The organism is Tenacibaculum soleae (genome assembly GCF_030549005.1).
GTDB classification, from domain to species: domain Bacteria; phylum Bacteroidota; class Bacteroidia; order Flavobacteriales; family Flavobacteriaceae; genus Polaribacter; species Polaribacter soleae.
The window spans coordinates 213,085-233,214 of record NZ_JAUOSW010000001.1; the positions used below are offsets into that span (position 1 = coordinate 213,085).

The window sequence follows — 20,130 nt, forward strand, 5'->3', positions numbered from 1 at the left end:
TTTACACATGTTTATATATTGCCCAAAAATGACTAAAGCTTCCTAAAAGTACAAAAACATGAAAAATAGCATGATTATATGGTATTTTTTTTATCGAATATAAAATGGCACCAACAGTATAAAAAACACCTCCAGCCATTAAGTAAAATAATCCGTCAGAAGATAAACTATTCATTAAAGGCTTTATCAAAAAAATTACTTGCCAACCCATTATTAAATATAATGCTGTTGATAATTTATCAAACTTACCTGTAAAAAAAAATTTTAGCACAACCCCTGCTAATGCAAACAACCACACAAAAACAAACAAACACCAGCCCGATGAATCTGGTAAAACCACCAAACAAAAAGGGGTATAACTACCAGCAATTAACACATAAATAGCTGCGTGATCAAAAATATTTAGTCTGCGTCTTAATTTCGGTTCTTTTGCGGCATGGTAAAATGTAGAGGCAGCGTATAAAATAATTAAACTCAGAGAATAAATAACAAAGCTACTTATTTTCCAAAACTCGTTATATTCTAACGATTTTAAAACCAAAAAAGGCATAGCTATAATAGCCAGTACCAAACCAAAACCATGTGTTAATACATTTAGTTTTTCTTCCTTTTTACTATACTGGTGATTTAAACTCTCGCTCATTATTTGGTCGGTTTGTATCTTTCATATATTTTTTATCATTTAACAATTCATTATTCATTAAATTGAAGCATTGCTTTTTTAAAGCTTCTTTATCCTGAATTATTAAATTTTGAGTTGAAATAAATTTTAATTGTTTTACTCTAAAAACCCCTGGATGTCCTTTAAAAAAATCCCAAGAAAACAATCGTTTTGCATCATAATAAACTTGCGTAACTATTGGCATTTGGTGCTCAATTGCTAAGCTAAATGCTCCGTTGGTAAAAGGAGCAAGCACAACATTTTCTGTAGGCACTAATCCTTCAGGATAAATAGCAATACTTAATCCTTCATCTAATCGTTTTTTTATGCGAGCATATACTTCTTTTCTACTTTTCGGATCTTTTCTATCAACCATAACCACAGCCTTTTTGTAAAAAAAACCAAATACTGGTAATTTTACCAATTCTTTTTTTCCTACAAACAACAACGGGTTTTTATTCATTGCAATCATAATCCAAGGATCTAGTAACGAGGCATGATTTGCAATAAATACATAGCTTTTTTTCGGATCGATTTTTTCTTCTTTATCAATTTTTAAACGAAAACCCATTCCATAAATTAAAAAGAACGACCAAGCTCTCATTAACTTCCAAAAAGTACCGTAATATTTTTCATCAGACAAAAGCACTAATAAAAAAGGAACCATCGCTAAGACAGAAACAATCATCAATAAATAAAACCAAATACGCCAAAGTAATCGGAAAGGAAAAAGTAAGTATTTCATGAATGCGAATGTAGTAATTTCTTTTGTTTCATCAATTTTAAGCTTATTTTTGCTACTATCAAGTAGTCGTAAACATTGTTTACATAATTTTTTTAAAACAAACACATGTCAAGAATTTTAACAGGAGTACAAAGTACAGGAACTCCACACTTAGGTAATTTATTAGGTGCAATTTTACCAGCCATTGAAATGGCAAATGACACTAAAAATGAATCCTTTATTTTTATTGCCGATATGCATTCGTTAACACAAATTAAAGATGGTAACGAATTAAGAGAAAATACTTATAGCGTTGCTGCTACTTGGCTTGCTTGTGGAATTGACATTAATAAAACTGTTTTTTATCGACAAAGTGATATTCCGCAAGTAGCAGAATTATCTTGGTATTTAAGCTGTTACTTTCCGTACCAACGATTAACATTAGCACATGGTTTTAAGGATAAAGCCGATCGTTTAGCTGATGTTAATAGTGGTTTGTTTACCTATCCGATGTTAATGGCTGCCGACATTTTATTATACGATGCCGAAATTGTGCCTGTTGGTAAAGACCAATTACAGCATTTAGAAATGGCTCGTGATGTAGCTAGCAGACTTAATAATATTGTTGGAGAAACACTTGTATTACCTCAAGGAAAAACAAATGAAAACACCAAATTAGTTCCTGGAACAGATGGTGAAAAAATGAGTAAATCAAGAAATAATTTTATCAATATTTTCTTGGCTGATAAAAAATTGCGCAAGCAAATTATGGGTATTCAAACTGATAGCAAAGCGCTAGAAGACCCTAAAGACCCAGACACTGATAATGTTTTTGCTATTTATAAACTACTAGCTTCGGATACGCAAATTGCAGAAATGCGAGCAAATTACGAAGGTGGTAATTATGGTTACGGACATGCAAAACAAGCTTTGTACGAACTTATTATAGAAAACTTTAAAGAGGTTCGTGCTAAATACGCACATTATATGGAAAACAAACACGAAATTGATGAAGCTTTAGCTATTGGTGCTGAAAAAGCAAAAAAAGTGGCGCAAGATGTTCTATCAAGAACTCGTGCTAAAATTGGATATTAAAAATTTTAGTATGAAAAAATTACTTTTTTTATTTTTATTAGGAACCTTAGCTTGTTCAGCTCCAAAAGAAAAAACTTTTATTGCTGATGCTTCTTGCGGTCAATGTAAATTTGATTTAGAAAGCCAAAAAGGATGTGATTTAGCTATTAAAGTTGACGGTAAAGCCTATTTTATTGATGGTGCCCATATTGATGATTTTGGAGATGCACACGACGAAAAAATTGGCTTTTGTAACGTTATTAGAAAAGTAAAAATTACCGGAAAATTAGAAAATAACAGGTTTAAAGCTACAACGCTTAAAATCGCTGAGTAATTTTTTATAAGTAAGCATAAAAAATCCGAAGTGAAATTTACTTCGGATTTTTTTACCTCTTTACATTTTAAATTATGGTGCAGGGTTTGGAATTATTGCATGTATTGCTTCTATTTCATTTAAAATTTCTTCTGATAAATCAATATTAATAGAATTGATATTCTCTTTTAACTGACTCATTTTTGTAGCCCCAATAATATTACTAGTTACAAACGGCAATTGATTAATATAAGCCAACGATAATTCTGCCAATGATAAACCGTGTTTATGTGCTATTTTTTGATATTCTTTAACCGCTTTTAAAGAACCCTCACTCATATAACGTGCAATAAACCTTGGAAATAAAGTACCTCTTGCTCCTTCTGGTGTTTTATTATCTAAATATTTACCCGATAATACACCTTGCGCTAATGGTGAATAGGCTAGTAAACCAATGTTCTCTCGCATAGAAACCTCACTCATACCTACTTCGTAGCCTCTATGAATTAACGAATACGAGTTTTGAATAGTTGCCATTCTTGGTAAATTATGTTGCTCTGCAGTTTGTAAATACTTCATCGTTCCCCAAGGAGTTTCGTTAGATAATCCAATGTGTTTTATCTTTCCCTCCTGTACCAAGGCAGCCATTGTTTCTAAAATCTCTAAATGATTTTCGGCTTCTTTAGTAGCTGTTTTATACGGATAATCACGTACACCAAAACAATTTACGCCTCGTGAAGGCCAGTGAAATTGATACAAATCAATATAATCGGTTTGTAAGCGTTTTAAACTTCCTTCAACGGCATCAATAATATTTTGTTTGGTAAATCCGCCGGTACGAATATGCTTCGTATAATCACCTCCTCCAGCAATTTTACTTGCTAAAACAACCTCTTCTCTTTTACCCGTTTTTTTAAACCAGTTTCCAATAATTTTTTCGGTTGCTCCATAAGTTTCAGGTGTTGCAGGTACTGAATATAATTCGGCAGTATCCCAAAAATTTACACCTTGTTCTAAAGCATAATCCATTTGTTCAAAACCATCTTCTTGTGTGTTTTGATTTCCCCAAGTCATAGTTCCTAAACAAATTTTAGAAACTTTTATATCGGTATTTGGTAATGTTGTGTATTTCATTGTAATAATATAAAAATGAACTAATGTAGCAATGAAACAATAAATTGACACATTGTTATATTAAAAAATTGTTTAATTAATGATCGCTTCAATTCCTGGTAATGTTTTTCCTTCTAACATTTCTAACATTGCGCCTCCTCCAGTTGAAACATAACTTACTTTATCTCCAAAACCGAATTGTTTTACTGCTGCTACCGAATCTCCTCCTCCAACAAGTGAAAAAGCTCCATTTTCGGTTGCTGTTGCAATAGCATTTCCTAATTGAATTGTTCCGTTGGCAAAGTTTTCTAATTCAAAAACTCCTAAAGGACCGTTCCATAAAATAGTTTTCGATTTTGCAATGACTGTTGCAAATTTTTCTGAGGTTTTTGGTCCGCAATCAAGCCCCATCCATCCATCAGGAATTTTAGTTGTATCAACAGTTTGTGTATTAGCATCGTTTGAAAAAGCATCCGCAATAACTGCATCTACAGGTAAATGTATTTCGGTATTTTTCTCTTTCGCTAATTTTAAAATAGATAATGCTAACTCTAATTTATCATCTTCCACTAATGAATTTCCTATCGATCCTCCTAAGGCTTTAATAAAGGTAAACGTCATACCTCCACCCACTATAATATGATCTACTTTTTCGATAATATTTTCAATTACTCCTATTTTAGATGATACTTTTGCCCCTCCTAAAATTGCAGTTACAGGTTTTTCTGAATTATTTAAAACCTTGTCTATACTTTTAATTTCGGTTGCTAATAGGTTTCCAAAATATTTATTATCAGCAAAAAACTGTGCTATAACTGCTGTTGATGCATGTGCTCTATGCGCGGTTCCAAAAGCATCGTTTACATAAACGTCTCCTAATTTTGATAATTTTTCAGCAAAAGCTACATCTCCTTTTTTCTCTTCGCTATAAAAACGTAAGTTTTCTAATAATAAAACTTCACCATTTTTTAAGTTAGCAACAGCTTTTTCTGCTTTATCACCAATACAATCTTCAACAAACTTTACCTGTACACCAATTACTTCGGTAACTTTACTAACAATATGTTTTAACGAGTATTTTTCTTCAACTCCGCTTGGGCGACCTAAATGCGACATTAACACACAGCTACCTCCATCTTCTAAAATCTTAATAATTGTTGATTTTGCTGCTTGAATTCTTGTAATATCTGTTACCTGAAATTCATCATTTAAAGGTACATTAAAATCTACACGGATTAATGCTTTTTTGTTTTCGAAATTAAAATCGTTTAATGTTGTCATGTTTGTTGTAATCTTTATAAATCAATTGCTAAAATAATTATTTAATTCTGATTGATTTACATAAAAAGTAGTTTTCAAAACTTATATCTTTGTTAAACTTTTTTACTTAGCTATGAGCAACACATCAATTAAAATTACATCTGAAAAACTTAATTTACAAGAATGTTATAATTTTGTAGAAGATGCTTCTTGTGGCGGAATCGCAGTTTTTGTAGGTACTGTAAGAAATGCCACTCAAAACAAAGCTGTTACACAATTAGATTTTTCTACCTACAAACCAATGGCTATTAAAGAAATGCAAAAAATTGCAGCAGAAGCTTTAGTTCAATTTCCGATAAAAAGAATTGCTATTCATCATGCTGAAGGACTTTTACAAATAAAAGACATTCCTGTAATTATTACGGTTTCTTCACCACACAGAAATGCTGCTTTTGAGGCCTGCCAATTTGCAATTGACACCTTAAAAGAGACTGTACCTATCTGGAAAAAAGAATATTTTGAAGATGGTGAAGTATGGGTAAATGCGCATCCATAATATTATTTCTCGCATTAATTATACATATATTACTCAGATAAACAAAGCATTACGATTATTTACAATTTACTTATTAAATTCATTTATATATTTACAATGTTAATATACTTCTGGGGGGAAATATATTTGCGTTTTTCAAATGAGTTTAAAAGAGTAAAATAAATTTTACTCTTTTCTTTTGCGTAAAAATTAATATGGCAAATCTGCTGGTTCGATAAAGTTAACTTTCGGATCATATAACTCTTTTAAAATTTCTTTAATCTCTTCCATAAATTCTTCTAATTTTTTTGATGTAACTTCATTATCGGGATTTCGGTAATTGGATGAGAAATTCATTTTTAAAAAGCCACTTTTTAAATTTTTAAAAGAGATGATTCCTGTTTCTAAGCCATTTTCAAAATGGAAATTTGTTGTTTGTGTATAAATAAAAGCATACAATAATACCTGAATTGCTTTATGATGTTTTAAATCACGAATATTTGTAAAATCTACCAATTTTAATTTGTTTGCATCAACCATTCCAGTTTTGTAATCTATAATTCTGGTAACTCCATTTAACTCATCAATTCGGTCAACTTCACCATGAATTTTTATTGGAAAATCAATGCCTTCAACAGTTATTTCTGTAGCAATTTTCTTTTCAGTTTCTATAATTTTAAGTTGATTGTTTTTATCTTTTAACAATTCGATTTCTTTCTGTAAAAAATTTTCAACAAAACGATTTGCTACCTCAAAAACCAATCTGTTTTTTCCTGTTGAAACATCACCATTTTTAAAATGCTCAGTAAAATAATGTATTACCAGCTCTTTCGATTCTTTTTGCATTTTACAAACATCGTCTAGTTTTAAAAACTTGCCAAAATAAGGCTGATATAGCTTATCTAAAGTATCGTGCACCACTGTTCCCATAGTATTTGCAGCAACGGTTTCTTCAACATTATCAAACTCATTAATTTTTAAAATCTTTTGTTTGTAAAAAGCAATCGGATTGTATAAATAATTGGTTAATGCTGATGGTGATATTCCTCTTTTTGCAATTTCCTTTAATCGGCTTAAAACGGCTTCATCTTTCTTTATCTCTTTTAATTTTACTGATGATGTAACCACTTTTGGACTAATAATTTTTTCTGAAATATCATTTCGCATCATCTCTAATTGCGTAACAAATCGGCTTTTTTCTCCACTTCCAAAAACATCATGTTCGGTATTATATAAAATAAAAATATTTTTTGCTCGTTGTAATAATCTAAAAAAGTGATACGAAAACAACGCGTCTTTTTCTTTATATGTTGGTAATCCGAAGGCTATTTTTACATCAAACGGAATAAAGGTATTTTGTTGACTACTTGCTGGTAATACCCCTTCATTTACCGAAGTAATAATTACGTTTTCAAAATCTAACATTCGCGTTTCTAAAACTCCCATTAATTGCAATCCTTGTAAAGGCTCTCCTTGAAAAGACAAACTTTCTGATTGTATTAATTGCTTAAAAAACTGATGTAATGTTTTTAAATCCTGCACATAATTAAACTCAATATGTAAGTTTTGTAATTGTGTAAATGCCGTATAAAAACGGAATAAATATTCTTTTTCTAAATCGTTGGCATGCTCTTTTAAAACAGCAATTAACCTTAATATTCTTGCCAAAAATTCAGCAACTGTTGTAAATGGATTAAAAATTAAATTTAATGTTAATTTAATTTCCTCATTTAAAGGCGAAAGGAAATCATTAATTTCTTTTTGAGTTATAAAAGTATTGTTTTCTTTAACAATTGTTTCAGAAATAAGATCGGCAATATTTTTAGTTTCATCAAGTTGTAATAACTTATAAACCGCTGCATCTTTTACAAACCTAACAACATCTTTATGATAAAACTGCTGTGTTGTTTGCTTTGCTAATTTTTCTTGATTGTTAAACAACTGAAAAATAGCAAAAATTAAACTTGTTGTAGGAATGTCTTTTAACGGATATCCCATAGTAATATTTATAGCCTCAACACTTTTGGGTAATGAGTTTAATGTTATTGGCAACAATGTTTCATCTGCCAACACCAAGGCTGTATTGTTATGGTTTGGTAATTTTGATAAAATTTCGCCCGCATATTTTATTTGTGTGATATTTTTTGATGCACCAATAACTTCGATATTTTTTGATGCTGAAAAATAATTTTTAATTGTTTGCATCTGATTTTTCTCATAATACTTCCATTGTTTTTTATATTTTCTAAGAAAACTCCCCGCTTGATGGTTTGTTTCATAAAATGCTTTATCAACATCCCAATAAACTTCTGATTTTCCTACTGATAAAAACTCTTGAAACAAGTATTCTTCAGCTGTATTTAAAGCATTAAAACCGATGAAATAATATTTTTTACCATCGTTTTTTTTGATAAAACTTTCAACCTTTTTAGTTGCTTCTCGATATAAAACTCCTTGATAACCAATTTTATTTTCAAGTAAAAATTGATAGAAAACAGCATAAAATTTTTCTAACTTTTCCATGAAAGAAAAATGATCTTTTATCAGTTCTGTTTCTTTAAACTCGCCTTTTACCGACCATTTTTTTAATCGATGAATGTCGCGTAAATACACGAAAATATCTTTTGTATCAATTAAATGTTGATCTATTTCATTAAAATCTTGTAAAACTGTAAAAGCCCATGATGAAAATACATCAAAAGTATCTGGTTCTTTTTCTATCTCTTTATAGATGGTATAAAAATGAAATAATAATTGTACCGAATCTGCCTTGTTAATTTCAGAAATTTCTTCAACAAAATCGCCAATATTAACAACCTTAGGTAAAAAACCTGCTAAAATTTTGTTTTTAAAAGTTTGTTTTACAAATACTCCAGCTCTTTGAGACGGAAGTATAAACACAACATTTTCAAACGATTTGGTCGTTTGTAAAATATCATCTAAAGTTTCAGAAATAAACGAGTTCATAGCTATTTTTTAATCAACCCAAAGTACAATTTTTATCTTATTTTTGAGATGATTAACAATTTCATTTTTTTATAATGAATACAAATAACAAACTTACGGTAGCATTAATTCAGGCTGATTTAGTGTGGGAAAATCCATCTGAAAATAGAAAAAACTTTGAAGAAAAAATAAACACACTTTCTTCAAATATTGATATCGTCATTTTACCCGAAATGTTTACTACTGGCTTTACCATGAATGCTACTAATTTAGCTGAAACCATGAATGGGCCTACCCTAATTTGGATGCAAAAATTAGCTGCTCGAAAAAAATGTGCACTTCTAGGAAGTATTATTATTACTGAAAAAAATCAATATTTTAATCGACTTCTTTTTGTACATCCTTCTGGTAAAATTGATTTTTACGATAAAAAACATACTTTTACTTTAGCTGGCGAACACAAAATATTTTCAGCAGGTAATAAAAAGACTATAATTAACTATATAGGTTGGAAAATTTGTCCATTAATTTGTTACGACTTACGTTTTCCTGTTTGGGCTAGAAATACCGAAAATTATGATTTACTTTTATATGTAGCTAGTTGGCCAATTAATAGAATTGAAGCTTGGGATACTTTATTAAAGGCGCGTGCCATTGAAAATATGAGTTATACTATTGGTGTAAATAGAGTTGGACAAGATGCTAATAATTACGAATACAACGGTAATTCTGTTGGATATGACCCGCTAGGAAAATGTTTAGCTAAAAATGATAAAGGAATGGAAACTTGTTTGATTATTGAGCTAAATAAAGAAGTTCAAAATAAAATTCGTGATAAATTTAAATTTTTAGACGATAAAGATATTTTTAATATTCAATAAAAAAAGCAACCTTATAGGTTGCTTTTTTACTATGCTGGAATCATCCATTTAAAATTGAATTTTGTATCAGGAACTACGATACGTTCGGTAATTCGATACATTCTGTCTGGTAATTTCATTAAATAATCACGTGCTTTTTCAGCTTCAGGTGTTAAACCGGTAACTTTATCAATTTCCCAAACGGTGTTTAGTTTTTTAAGAATATCTACATAATCAAAACCAGTGTATACACCTACTCTTTGTGCTACGGTAGAAAAATCGTCAAATAAACTTCCTTTAGCTCCAAATGATTCTCTTAAATGCATTGCAGGCATTACTATTTTGTGTTTCATCATGTGCTGAAAAGCCAACATCATTTCACTTGGGTCAATTTTAAAAATTTCTTTTACAAAATCAGCGTAAGCAATATGATGACGCATTTCATCACCTGCAATAATTTTAGACATTTTTGCTAATGCTTTGTGTCCTTTCTTTTTGGCGATTTTTGCTACATTATTGTGCGATATGTATGTTGCCAATTCCTGAAAACTTGTATATACAAAGTTTTTATAAGGGTCGGTAGCTGTACCAATATCAAAACCATCAGCAATTAAGTGTTGGGTAGATATTTCGACTTCTCTCATATTTACCCTTCCTGAAAGGTATAAATACTTATTTAAAACATCACCATGTCTGTTTTCCTCAGCAGTCCAAGCACGTATCCATTTTGCCCAACCATTGTCTGGTTGCTGTGAAACTCCATCTAAATCTAGTAACCAAGATTCGTATGTTGGTAAAGCTTCTTCGGTAATCGTATCTCCTACTAAGACAACCCAAAAATCGTCGTCTAATTCTTTTGATAACTCTCTAATTTCTTCAACTTCTGTTATAAAAGTATCTTTTTGTGAGTTTGGTAAAAAATCGGTTGGTTGCCAAATTTTCTCAGCAGGAATTAAAAATTTATCTACAAAACTGTCAATGTTTTTTTCCAGTGTTTGCATTACTTCCTTTCGGATATTTTGTAATGACATAATATATTGTTTGTTGTTGTTTGTTTCTTTACTAAAAAATTGCTTCTTTTATTGTAGTTTCAACATTAGCAATTAACTCATTAAACGGTAAACTGTTTACTTTTATTGGTGCGTGTGTCTTAATTTTTATTGGACTTCCTAAACCTAATGGAAATTTACCATATTTAAACACTTTCCATGAATTATTAATTGTTAAAGGTACAATATAGGCATCTGGATTGTATTTTGTAATCATTTTTAAACCATTTATTGAAAATGACTTAGGTTTACCCGTTCTACTTCTTGTACCTTCTGGAAAAATAACCGCTGACCAATTATTCTTATTTATTTTTTTTGAGAATTTTCCTAGTTCTGTTAATGCTTGTCTTGCATCTTTACGATCTATTAAGGCTGCCCCTCCATGCCTTAAGTTAAAAGAAATGCTTGGTATTCCTTTTGCTAGTTCTTTTTTAGATACAAACTTAGGATAATGTTTTTTAAAGTGCCAAATAATTGGCGGTATATCAAATGTACTCTGGTGGTTTGACACAAAAATTAAACTTGTGTTTTCTGGTAGTTCTTGTTCATTTTCTACCTGTACTCGAATCCCTAAAATTAATAAAGATTTGATTAAAAACCAATTCATGATATCGACTACATTTTGATGTCCTTGTTGCCCAAACAATTTTAATCCCAACCATTGTAAGGGATGGAATATTATGAGTAGTAAAAAAAACACCAATGCAAATATTGACGATATAATATAACTAAATAATTTCATTCTTTTATTTTAATTAGTGAACAAAAATAAAAAATCCCGCGAAAGCGGGACTATTTATTTAAATTAAAACCAATTATTCCAAGGAATTCTTGATAATATCAATAATAATGCTACTCCATAAAATATTGTGAATGTTTTAAATTTAGCAGCACTTTTTACTTGTTTTTTATGTTTAGACCAACCTATTGTTATTAAAACAATAGCAATAATCATCATTAAAGGATGTTCTAACGCTAATAATCTAACAGGAGCATCTTTCATATCTCCTAATCCTTTTTGAAACCCGCCAATAAAATATACTAAGAACCCTAATAATAATTGAATGTGAGTTGTTATTAAGCTAAATAATCCTAATCGGAATTCTTTATGGGTAAATTCTTTTTTTTGTATCAAACCAATAACCGCATTTAGTACTGTAAAAATCAATACCGCTACTACAATATATGCCCAATAAGAATGTAATGTCTTTATCATAATTTGTTTGTTTTTTGTTAGCGTAAATGTACTAATTTTTGGGCATAAAAAAACCACCTCTATTGAGGTGGTTTTAGAAATATTATTTTTGATTTTGGTTATTTAACTACCCAAGCTCCTTCAACTTTTTCAAATAATCTTTGAAACTCATTTTCTCCATTATCGTATACTACGTACGATAATAAATACTTTTGACCTTCAGCTGCTGTAGGTGCATGGTGATCTAAGAATAAGGCTAAGGCATAGTTTATTTGAGTATCTGACCAATTATAATCAAAGTCTCCATAACTAGCTAAGTTACCTATTAATCCAGCATATTCAGCAGAGGTAAGTTGAGATGCCATATATTCATAATCTGCATTTCTTACCAAGGTATACTTAATTGTATTGTCTGGTACCCAGTTTGTACCATCGTGACCAAATTGTAAAGTAGTTTCAATTGTAGATTTATAAGCTTCCCAAACTCCATCAGTTTTTGTATATAAATCTCCTCTTACTTGTGCTCCGCTTGAACTAGACACATAGTTATACACTACATCTAATACATCTCCATCTTGAGCATAAGGAAATTTGATGTTTAAAAATGTTGGTAAATAATTTGCTGCTGGTTTAGAGCTTCCAAAATTACTTAATCCCATTGATGTAAAATCATCTTCAGTTACTGAGTAATAATTGTCTGTAGGTAATTTCCATGTAGTTCCATCATAGGTGTACATTACAGTAGTAAACATTTTTTCTCCAACAACTTCATCAGGTAATGTTCCGTTATTCATTATTGCTGACCATGTGTTAGCAACACGTATACCATCTACTGTTCCTGTTGGCCCTCCGTTTCCTTGACGGATACCTATTCTTTTTGCTGTATTATTTGGATTACCAGTATTAGTAGCTTCTGGTGTATCTGGTTCAGTATCTGTAACAGCGTCTAACACATATAAATTTGATACCCCATTTGCTGTGTTATAAGATGCAACTATAAGGTAAGTTTTATTTAAATCATAAGCGTTACTTCCGTAAGTTAAAGAGCTAGAGCTAGCTCCAATACCAAATAAAATTTTATCTGACCCATTATTTTTCGCACCAACCCTTGCAGAATAAGTAGTACTCTCATTCATTAAGTGGAAGAAATAAGTACCTCCATTAACTTCACTTAAGTTTATTAAAGCACTTGAATATACCATACCTGAAGTAATATCAGAAGTAAAAGCTTTATTTACATCTTCTGAATTTGCACTAGATAAAGAGATTGCACCTGCAGCATCTGAAGGATAATCTGTCATAGACAATCCTGTTGTTGCATATTTCAGTTGATTATCAGCTCCTGAGTGTTTTACCCATGCTCCTGCTGAAACAGTTGTTAAATACCCTGCAGTTGCGCCATAATCAAAGTTTTCTTCTAAAGAAACTTTAGGAGTAACAGCTGTTGTACTACCTGTATATTGTGCATAAGTTGTAGAAACATAATCTCCTTCATCAGAAGAACTATATTTATTTGATAAAATTCCCGGTAAATAATCTGAAGGTGTAACGCTACTTTCAAAAGCATTTGTACTACTTCCGCTTACTGCATAATCACTCTCGCTTAACTCATAGTTTTTTAAACTAAAAGCTCTACCTCTGTATAATTTATAACCTACTAATACAGATGACTTATTTCCCCATGCTGGGTATAAATCTGCTAATAATGCTGGTATCTTTTCTTTAGCATCATCTTCAGAATTGAAACTTCCATAGTTTAGCTCTAACGTATCGTAGTCATCATCTGTTAGTGTATATTCTGCATCACCTACAATTGCATTTTCTTTTGCATCAACTAAAGCGTTGATATCTTCTAATGGCTCACATGAAGTGAAAACCATTGTAAAAACTGTTAATAATAAAAATATTTTTTTCATGGTTTTGTTTATTAAAATTTAACTGTTAAACCTAAACTGAAAGTTCTTCCTGCTCCGTAATATACACCTGCGTTAGTTGCTGTATGCTCAAATACACCAGGGCTTACTTCTTCAGTTTTATCAAATGCGTCAGATATATATTCTACATCAAAAATATTATTCATTTTTCCTGATAAAGAAGCATCTAAACCTCCTATTTCAAAACCATGGTTAAATCCTAAATCAAATAAATGATACTCTGGTAATTGCCATGTATTTTTTCTATCAGTACTTCTATTAATATCCATTTTAGCATATAAATCACCTGCGTAGTTATAATCTATAAAGATAGATGATTTTTCTAATGCTTTATATTTTAAGCCTAAAGACCAAGTAGTTTGTGCTGCATCAGATACTTTTAAATCAGTTGCATTTACCACTACTTCTTCTAACAATGTACCTGATTGGTCAAAAATTCTACCACTTACATCACTTTTCCATCTCCAGTCTCCTAATGATGCCATACCGTTTAAGATAAGGTCATCTGTCATTTTATATACAAAATCAACCTCAATACCTTGGTGTAATGCGTCTAAACCTGCTAAGTTTGCTTCTAATTGCTGACCAACATTATCTGGGTCATTTATACTTTTTGTTAATGATTTATCTAACCAAGAAGTTCTATAAATATTTACATTTGCGTTAAACCTTTCGCTTCTATAACCGTATCCTATTTCTGCACTAAATACTTTTTCATTAAGCGCTTGATCGTTTAACTCTACTGATTCTTTATCAAGAAATACATTTCCTGTTAAAAAAGGTGCTTTTGAAAAGTAACCAACATTTGCAAATACATTGTGTGTTTCATTGATGTTATAATTTACTCCACCTTTTGTTCCATATCCTAAGAAATTTGCATTATCTGAAACATTTCCGTTTGGATTTGAAGAATCATCTAAGAAACTTGATCTACCATATCTTGTATTAGATATTGTTGTAGATAAAAATGCTGATAAATCATCTTTAGAATATTCTAATTGACCAAAAACACCATATCTTAATACTCTTCCTTCATAATCTCTATTATAACGATCACCAACTTTTAATGGTTGATTATAATTATTATCGTTTGATTTTGGATTTAAAAAATATTGACCTCCCAATAAATCTGTAACTTCATAATAATGAGTTCCTACATAATATCTACCATCGATACCTGTTGATAAAGTTAATTCATCAGACAATTCGGTTTTTAATGTAGATAAAATACCATACCATTTATGCTCGTTAACTGAAGCTGTAAATACATCTGTAGCTCCATTTGCTCCATTTGCTTTGTTCTCTGCAACAATTCTATCAAAATCAATTGGTGTATCAACGTCACCTAATCTATATTCATCGTTTGTGAATTTCCCTGTACCTTCTGTTCTTCTTCCTCCTCCAGAACCAAAAGAAGCATATACTGCTGTGGTTACAAAAGTTTTGTCTGAAATTGTCCAATCGTGATTTAAAGATATTTGTGGTTTATGGTAATAGTTCTGTGAAACATTTTCAACCTTACCATTTCTATAACCCCAATCTGGGTTAAATCTTTTACCCCCTTGTTCAGTTGCTCTATTTTGTGCAATTGTTCTTGTATTATATCTTTGTCCGTGCTCTTGTTGTGCTCCTATTATATTAAAAGATAATTTATGATCATCATTTAACTCTTTAGATATATTTAAGAAGTAATTCACTCCATTAAATTGAAGTCCATCAACATAACCGTCTCCTGAAACGTGTGCTGCAGAAGCTGTAATAGCAAGACCATTATCCATTACTCCTGTAGATAAAGTCATTCCATATTTAAAATAACCATCATTTGCTACAGACATTTTAACGTTCCCTCCTTTTTCAGCATCAGTAGATTTAGAAATAATATTAATTGTACCTCCAATAGATGGCACCGCTACTTTAGAAGCTCCTAAACCTCTTTGAACCTGCATTGCAGATGTTACATCTGATAAACCTGCCCAGTTAGACCAGTATACTGCTCCGTTTTCCATATCATTAACAGGAACTCCGTTAATCATTACAGCTACATTTTCAGATCTAAACCCACGTAAATTAATTCTTGAGTCTCCGTAACCACCACCAGTTTTGGTTGCATACACACCAGGTGTAGATTTTAAAATTTCAGGAAATTCTTGAGTTCCTAATTTAGTTTCAATTTCTTCTGCTTTAATTGTAGATACTGCAACTGGCGTTTTTCTATCGATAGCGAAAGAAGTTGCCGTTACTACGATTTCGTTTAAAACATTTGAAGGTTCTAATTTAATAGTTCCTAAATTAGTACTTGAAGCTGAATAAGTAACTTCTTTATTAATGTATCCTATAAAAGATAAAATTACAGACCCTGAAGTTTTTTTAGCATTAAGCTTAAATTCTCCATTAAAATCTGTTGCTATTCCATTTGTAGTTCCTTTAACTACAACACTTGCCCCTGGTAATGGTTCACCCATTTCATCAACCACTGTACCAGTAAGTTTTGTTTGCCCTAAAACTGTAGCTGTTACAAAGAACAGTGCTACAAGTAAAACATTTTTGAATTTTTTCATTTTTAATCTAATTGTTATTAAATGCAGCGCAAAGGTCTTGCTTTTCTTTCCTGCCAATATTAAGTTAATGTTAAGTTTCTTAACATCATTTTAACAAAAATCGCAATAAAAAATTCAATAAATTAGAATATAATTTAACTTGATAGCATTTTTTTAGCAATTTCTTTACCTAATTCTACACCAAATTGATCAAAAGAATAAATATTCCATATGACACCTTGTGTGAAAATTTTGTGTTCATAAGTTGAAATCAACATCCCTAAAGATTTAGGAGACAATTTATTAAAAATAAGTGAGTTACTAGAACGGTTTCCTTTAAAGGTTTTATAAGGTAATAGCTGGTTAATTTCATTTAGTTTGTTTTCCATTTTTAATTCTAAATGGATTTCTTCTTTTGTTTTACCATTTGCTAAAGCCTCCATTTGCGCATAGTAATTAGCCATTAACTTTTTATGATGAGAAGTTACCCCGTATAAAGACTGTTCAAAACCAATAAAATCTGTTGGTATTAATTTGGTACCTTGATGTACCAATTGCATAAAAGCATGCTGCATATCTGTACCAGCTGCTCCCCAAACTACATTTCCGGTTTGGTAGTTTATTTCTTGTCCATTTCTATCAACTCCCTTACCATTACTCTCCATAATAGACTGCTGTAAATAAGCAGGTAGTTTTCTTAAATAATTGCTATAAGGTAGAATGGCTTCTGTTTCACATTCAAAGAAATTAGTATACCAAACCCCTAACAAACCAAGTATTACAGGGATGTTTTTAGAAAAATCAGCCGTTTTAAAATGTTCATCAACTATTTCGGCACCATTTAACAACTCTTTAAAATTATCATATCCGATAGACAAACTTATAGATAAACCTACTGCAGACCATAAAGAAAAACGACCTCCAACCCAATTCCACATTGGAAAAATGTTTTTTTTATCTATTCCAAAATTAATTGCCTCCTCTATATTAGAGGAAACAGCTACAAAATGTTTAGCAACATCAAAAACCAAAGCTGATTTTAAAAACCAATTTCTAATCGTATTTGCATTTGTTATGGTTTCATCTGTGGTGAATGATTTTGATACAACGACAAATAAAGTGGTTTCAGGATTTAACTTACTTAAAGTTTCTGACACATGATCTCCATCAATATTAGATACAAAATGTGTATTCAATCTATTCCTATAAAACTGTAATGATTCTACCACCATTCTTGGCCCTAGATCTGACCCTCCTACTCCAATATTAACAATATCTGTAATTGGTTTCCCTGTAAAACCTTTCCATTTTCCTGAAATTACCTTATTACTAAAGGCTTTTATTTTTCTTAATGTAGTTTGTATTTTAGGCTTTATATCTTTTCCGTCAATTACAATAGGTTCTGCTGAATTACTTCTCAAAGCAGTATGCAACACCGCTCTGTTTTCGGTTACATTAATTTTATGTCCTGAAAAATATTTATCAATTGCATCTTTTAACGCTGTTTCTTCTGCTAAAGATATTAATAAGTCAATTGTTTGCTGAGTTATATGATTTTTTGAATAATCTAATTTTAATTCATCTAAACATACTGAAAAATTGTCCTTTCTATTTTTATCTTTTCTAAAAAGCGTTTTTAATTCATATTCTTTTGCTTCACAAAAATGTTCTGTTAGTTTTTTCCACGCTTCTGTTTGAATGGGATTTATATTTTGTAAAGGCATAATATTAATATGTAGGTGCTGTTTCTTTTTCTATTACTGGTGTAAAAAGCGTATCTTTTTTATACAACTTAATACTATCCAATTGTTTTTTAAGTGGTTTTATAAACTCAAAATACGCTGGTTTAATACTAGGGTCTAGAGGTTCTGCTGATGGCAATTTTTCTTTAAACGGATCTACCTGTTTTCCATATTTCCAAAAACGATAACAAACGTGTGGTCCACTTGTATTTCCTGTCATACCAACCCAACCTATAACATCTCCTTGTTTTACATAATCTCCTACTCTAACATTACGCTTTTTCATATGTAAATACTGAGTTGAATAAGTGCTATTATGTTTTACTTTAACATAGTTTCCGTTTCCTCCTCGTCGTGCAGATTCAACAACAGTTCCACTTGCAGTAGTCATTATTTCTGTTCCGTACTTAGCAGCAAAATCAGTTCCTCTATGAGGTCGAACTCTACCATAAAGCGCTATTTTTCTTCTCAAATTATATCGTGAAGATACTCTGTATTGAAATTTAATTGGTGATTTTAAAAAAGCTCTTCGTAACATATTCCCTTTCTCATCATAAAACTCAGGTATTTTACGAATTGTGTCTCCAATGAATTTATAGGCATGTAAATCTTCTCCTCCATGATTAAAAACTGCTGCTTTCACTTCTCCATAACCAACAAAAACAGTATCGTTTATAAACTTTTCTTCATAAATTAATTTAAATTTATCTCCTTTTTGAAGGCGATAAAAATCAAGTGTCCAAGCGTAAATATCTGCTACAGTATTGGTTAATGTTGATTTTAAACCTAAACTATCCATGGTAACCGATAAGTTTGAAAAAATCTCTCCTGCTATTTCTTTTTCTACCGTTTTAATTTTTTTTCGAACCTTATACGCCTCAATAATAGAGTCTTTAAAATTTATTACTGTTGCATCTACTTTGTTGTGTTTATATATAAAAACTTGCGCTTTTTCTAATGAGTCTTTTGAGGCAAGAATTGTGTATGTTTTACCTGAGCGTACGCGTCTTACATCAAAAGTGTCTTTAATAGTTGTTGCAATTTTATTAATTTTTGGATACATTACATGATGACGATCTAAAATACCTCCAAAACTTTCGCCACTTTTTATGGTATCATGTATTATCTTGTATTTATCCTTATTAAAACCAAAAACATACGTAGGCTTGGGTTTTATTATCTTTACAGGTATTTTTACATCTTCTTTATTATCTTTTTTACATGAAAAAAAGAGAGAAAACACAAATAACAGAAGGCTATATTTTTTCAAAAAACAATTTTTTTTTAAGATTGTGGTTATCCGCAAAAATACAAATAAAAAGTTTTGATTATTACACTTTAACAGTCAGTAAACAACTTATTATTATTATTTACTTAATTACAATTTCAAAAGGGTTTGCCAAACCTTTATAAGCATCTAATTCTGCTCGTAAAGAACCGACTGATAAAGAGGCTTTAATTTTTACAGGAACTTTATTATCATCAGCCGTTATCCAAATTGTTACGCTTTCTTTAGCTTTAAAAACCCTTCCTGCCTGTACAAAAGGTCTAAATTTTAGGGTTTTGATTTTACCAAATTTTGTTTTTATGGTTTCTTTCCCTAAAAAGCGTAATTTAAATGGATTTGTTTTTCCGTCAAAAAACATATCAATTTTAATTTCCTCACCTTTTTTCATCTTTTTTAAGTTATGCTTTCTTAAAAAGTAAAAAGCAGAAATCATATCTTGAACATTCACAGCCTTTACGGTGGTTGCTTTTTGTTTTATAAAATCCTGAATATGAACAGTATTTTTTTGCTGATTAAAAGCTATTTGTTTATTTTTTTTATACCCGCCTTCATCAATTTTTCTTTTAAATAAATACGGCTTTCCTGTTTGTTTATCAAAATACGATTGATAATTATCATTTACTTTAAAAAACCACTTAATCATTCCTGTTGTCCAACCTTTAGCCGTGGCATGTAGTACTTTTTTACCTTTTAAACTTTCTTCATTTAGCGATAATGTAGCGTTACCTGCTTTTAAAAAGCCACTATAACTCATTTTAAATTTAAGCCATTCACCATCTTTAAATACAGGTTCCTTTTCTTGACTAAAAGTAATTACGGTAAAAAATAATACGGAAATAAAAAATACTTTTCTTTTCATGATTTTCAAACTTATTAAAAAAGTAAGACAATTATTGTTC

The 20,130-nt window shown here is 30.6% G+C and carries 17 protein-coding genes; 4 read left to right on the forward strand and 13 right to left on the reverse strand.

Annotated features, from left to right (window positions below; genetic code table 11):
• Position 1: 1 nt before the first annotated feature.
• Both trhA and Q4586_RS00905 read right to left on the reverse strand, forming a co-directional pair.
• Positions 2–643, reverse strand: coding sequence for a PAQR family membrane homeostasis protein TrhA (trhA, locus tag Q4586_RS00900; RefSeq protein WP_303525506.1), 642 nt, complete (start codon positions 641–643; stop codon positions 2–4).
• On the reverse strand, positions 615–1,406 hold the full coding sequence (locus Q4586_RS00905) for a lysophospholipid acyltransferase family protein (RefSeq protein ID WP_303525509.1): 792 nt from the start codon (positions 1,404–1,406) through the stop codon (positions 615–617). The genes trhA and Q4586_RS00905 overlap by 29 nt, the downstream gene beginning before the upstream one ends.
• Before the next feature lie 105 nt (positions 1,407–1,511).
• On the opposite strand from Q4586_RS00905, the gene trpS reads away from it, so the two are divergent.
• Positions 1,512–2,480 (forward strand): tryptophan--tRNA ligase, encoded by a 969-nt coding sequence (trpS, locus tag Q4586_RS00910; RefSeq protein WP_303525512.1) that lies wholly within the window; start codon positions 1,512–1,514, stop codon positions 2,478–2,480.
• A gap of 10 nt (positions 2,481–2,490) precedes the next feature.
• On the forward strand, positions 2,491–2,793 hold the full coding sequence (locus Q4586_RS00915) for a DUF6370 family protein (protein ID WP_303525515.1): 303 nt from the start codon (positions 2,491–2,493) through the stop codon (positions 2,791–2,793).
• Between the two features lie 72 nt (positions 2,794–2,865).
• Here Q4586_RS00915 and Q4586_RS00920 read toward each other — a convergent pair whose 3' ends face one another.
• The gene (locus Q4586_RS00920) at positions 2,866–3,906 is read right to left on the reverse strand and encodes an aldo/keto reductase (RefSeq protein ID WP_303525518.1); all 1,041 of its coding nucleotides are present in this window, start codon (positions 3,904–3,906) and stop codon (positions 2,866–2,868) included.
• Positions 3,907–3,978: 72 nt separating this feature from the next.
• Positions 3,979–5,166, reverse strand: a complete 1,188-nt coding sequence (locus Q4586_RS00925) for a phosphoglycerate kinase (protein WP_303525520.1) — start codon at positions 5,164–5,166, stop codon at positions 3,979–3,981.
• A 112-nt stretch (positions 5,167–5,278) separates the two neighbouring features.
• Between Q4586_RS00925 and Q4586_RS00930 the strand changes: the two genes are divergently transcribed.
• The gene (locus Q4586_RS00930; RefSeq protein ID WP_303525522.1) at positions 5,279–5,701 is read left to right on the forward strand and encodes a molybdenum cofactor biosynthesis protein MoaE; all 423 of its coding nucleotides are present in this window, start codon (positions 5,279–5,281) and stop codon (positions 5,699–5,701) included.
• Positions 5,702–5,890: 189 nt separating this feature from the next.
• Here Q4586_RS00930 and Q4586_RS00935 read toward each other — a convergent pair whose 3' ends face one another.
• The gene (locus tag Q4586_RS00935; protein ID WP_303525524.1) at positions 5,891–8,647 is read right to left on the reverse strand and encodes a PD-(D/E)XK nuclease family protein; all 2,757 of its coding nucleotides are present in this window, start codon (positions 8,645–8,647) and stop codon (positions 5,891–5,893) included.
• 74 nt (positions 8,648–8,721) lie between these two features.
• Here Q4586_RS00935 and Q4586_RS00940 point away from each other — a divergent pair, with 74 nt between their 5' ends.
• Entirely contained in the window at positions 8,722–9,507 is a 786-nt protein-coding gene (locus Q4586_RS00940; RefSeq protein ID WP_303525526.1) for an amidohydrolase, read from the forward strand.
• Between the two features lie 29 nt (positions 9,508–9,536).
• Here the strand turns inward: Q4586_RS00940 and Q4586_RS00945 are convergent, their stop codons facing one another.
• From Q4586_RS00945 to Q4586_RS00980, 8 genes are all read right to left on the reverse strand, one after another.
• Positions 9,537–10,517, reverse strand: coding sequence for an acyl-ACP desaturase (locus Q4586_RS00945; RefSeq protein ID WP_068701751.1), 981 nt, complete (start codon positions 10,515–10,517; stop codon positions 9,537–9,539).
• 31 nt (positions 10,518–10,548) lie between these two features.
• The gene (locus Q4586_RS00950) at positions 10,549–11,277 is read right to left on the reverse strand and encodes a lysophospholipid acyltransferase family protein (protein ID WP_303525529.1); all 729 of its coding nucleotides are present in this window, start codon (positions 11,275–11,277) and stop codon (positions 10,549–10,551) included.
• 63 nt (positions 11,278–11,340) lie between these two features.
• Positions 11,341–11,751, reverse strand: a complete 411-nt coding sequence (locus Q4586_RS00955) for a hypothetical protein (protein WP_303525531.1) — start codon at positions 11,749–11,751, stop codon at positions 11,341–11,343.
• Positions 11,752–11,849: 98 nt separating this feature from the next.
• Complete coding sequence (locus Q4586_RS00960) at positions 11,850–13,646, reverse strand: hypothetical protein (RefSeq protein WP_303525533.1); 1,797 nt, start codon at positions 13,644–13,646, stop codon at positions 11,850–11,852.
• A gap of 11 nt (positions 13,647–13,657) precedes the next feature.
• Complete coding sequence (locus tag Q4586_RS00965) at positions 13,658–16,222, reverse strand: TonB-dependent receptor (RefSeq protein WP_303525534.1); 2,565 nt, start codon at positions 16,220–16,222, stop codon at positions 13,658–13,660.
• Between the two features lie 134 nt (positions 16,223–16,356).
• Positions 16,357–17,925 carry a glucose-6-phosphate isomerase gene (gene pgi, locus Q4586_RS00970; protein WP_068701759.1) on the reverse strand — a complete coding sequence of 523 codons (1,569 nt, stop codon included), beginning with the start codon at positions 17,923–17,925 and terminating at the stop codon, positions 16,357–16,359.
• 4 nt (positions 17,926–17,929) lie between these two features.
• Entirely contained in the window at positions 17,930–19,213 is a 1,284-nt protein-coding gene (locus tag Q4586_RS00975; RefSeq protein ID WP_068701761.1) for a peptidoglycan DD-metalloendopeptidase family protein, read from the reverse strand.
• Between the two features lie 100 nt (positions 19,214–19,313).
• Entirely contained in the window at positions 19,314–20,090 is a 777-nt protein-coding gene (locus tag Q4586_RS00980; RefSeq protein WP_068701763.1) for a DUF3108 domain-containing protein, read from the reverse strand.
• Between the last annotated feature and the right edge of the window lie 40 nt (positions 20,091–20,130).

Bases quoted from the DNA above. Each gene is read 5' to 3' on its own strand.
- trpS (WP_303525512.1), top strand. From the start codon at position 1,512: ATGTCAAGAATTTTAACAGGAGTACAAAGTACAGGAACTCCACACTTA.
- pgi (WP_068701759.1), bottom strand. From the start codon at position 17,925: ATGCCTTTACAAAATATAAATCCCATTCAAACAGAAGCGTGGAAAAAA.
- Q4586_RS00960 (WP_303525533.1), bottom strand. From the start codon at position 13,646: ATGAAAAAAATATTTTTATTATTAACAGTTTTTACAATGGTTTTCACT.
- Q4586_RS00925 (WP_303525520.1), bottom strand. From the start codon at position 5,166: ATGACAACATTAAACGATTTTAATTTCGAAAACAAAAAAGCATTAATC.
- Q4586_RS00945 (WP_068701751.1), bottom strand. From the start codon at position 10,517: ATGTCATTACAAAATATCCGAAAGGAAGTAATGCAAACACTGGAAAAA.
- Q4586_RS00980 (WP_068701763.1), bottom strand. From the start codon at position 20,090: ATGAAAAGAAAAGTATTTTTTATTTCCGTATTATTTTTTACCGTAATT.
- Q4586_RS00920 (WP_303525518.1), bottom strand. From the start codon at position 3,906: ATGAAATACACAACATTACCAAATACCGATATAAAAGTTTCTAAAATT.
- Q4586_RS00915 (WP_303525515.1), top strand. From the start codon at position 2,491: ATGAAAAAATTACTTTTTTTATTTTTATTAGGAACCTTAGCTTGTTCA.
- Q4586_RS00930 (WP_303525522.1), top strand. From the start codon at position 5,279: ATGAGCAACACATCAATTAAAATTACATCTGAAAAACTTAATTTACAA.
- trhA (WP_303525506.1), bottom strand. From the start codon at position 643: ATGAGCGAGAGTTTAAATCACCAGTATAGTAAAAAGGAAGAAAAACTA.
- Q4586_RS00955 (WP_303525531.1), bottom strand. From the start codon at position 11,751: ATGATAAAGACATTACATTCTTATTGGGCATATATTGTAGTAGCGGTA.
- Q4586_RS00935 (WP_303525524.1), bottom strand. From the start codon at position 8,647: ATGAACTCGTTTATTTCTGAAACTTTAGATGATATTTTACAAACGACC.
- Q4586_RS00965 (WP_303525534.1), bottom strand. From the start codon at position 16,222: ATGAAAAAATTCAAAAATGTTTTACTTGTAGCACTGTTCTTTGTAACA.
- Q4586_RS00950 (WP_303525529.1), bottom strand. From the start codon at position 11,277: ATGAAATTATTTAGTTATATTATATCGTCAATATTTGCATTGGTGTTT.
- Q4586_RS00940 (WP_303525526.1), top strand. From the start codon at position 8,722: ATGAATACAAATAACAAACTTACGGTAGCATTAATTCAGGCTGATTTA.
- Q4586_RS00905 (WP_303525509.1), bottom strand. From the start codon at position 1,406: ATGAAATACTTACTTTTTCCTTTCCGATTACTTTGGCGTATTTGGTTT.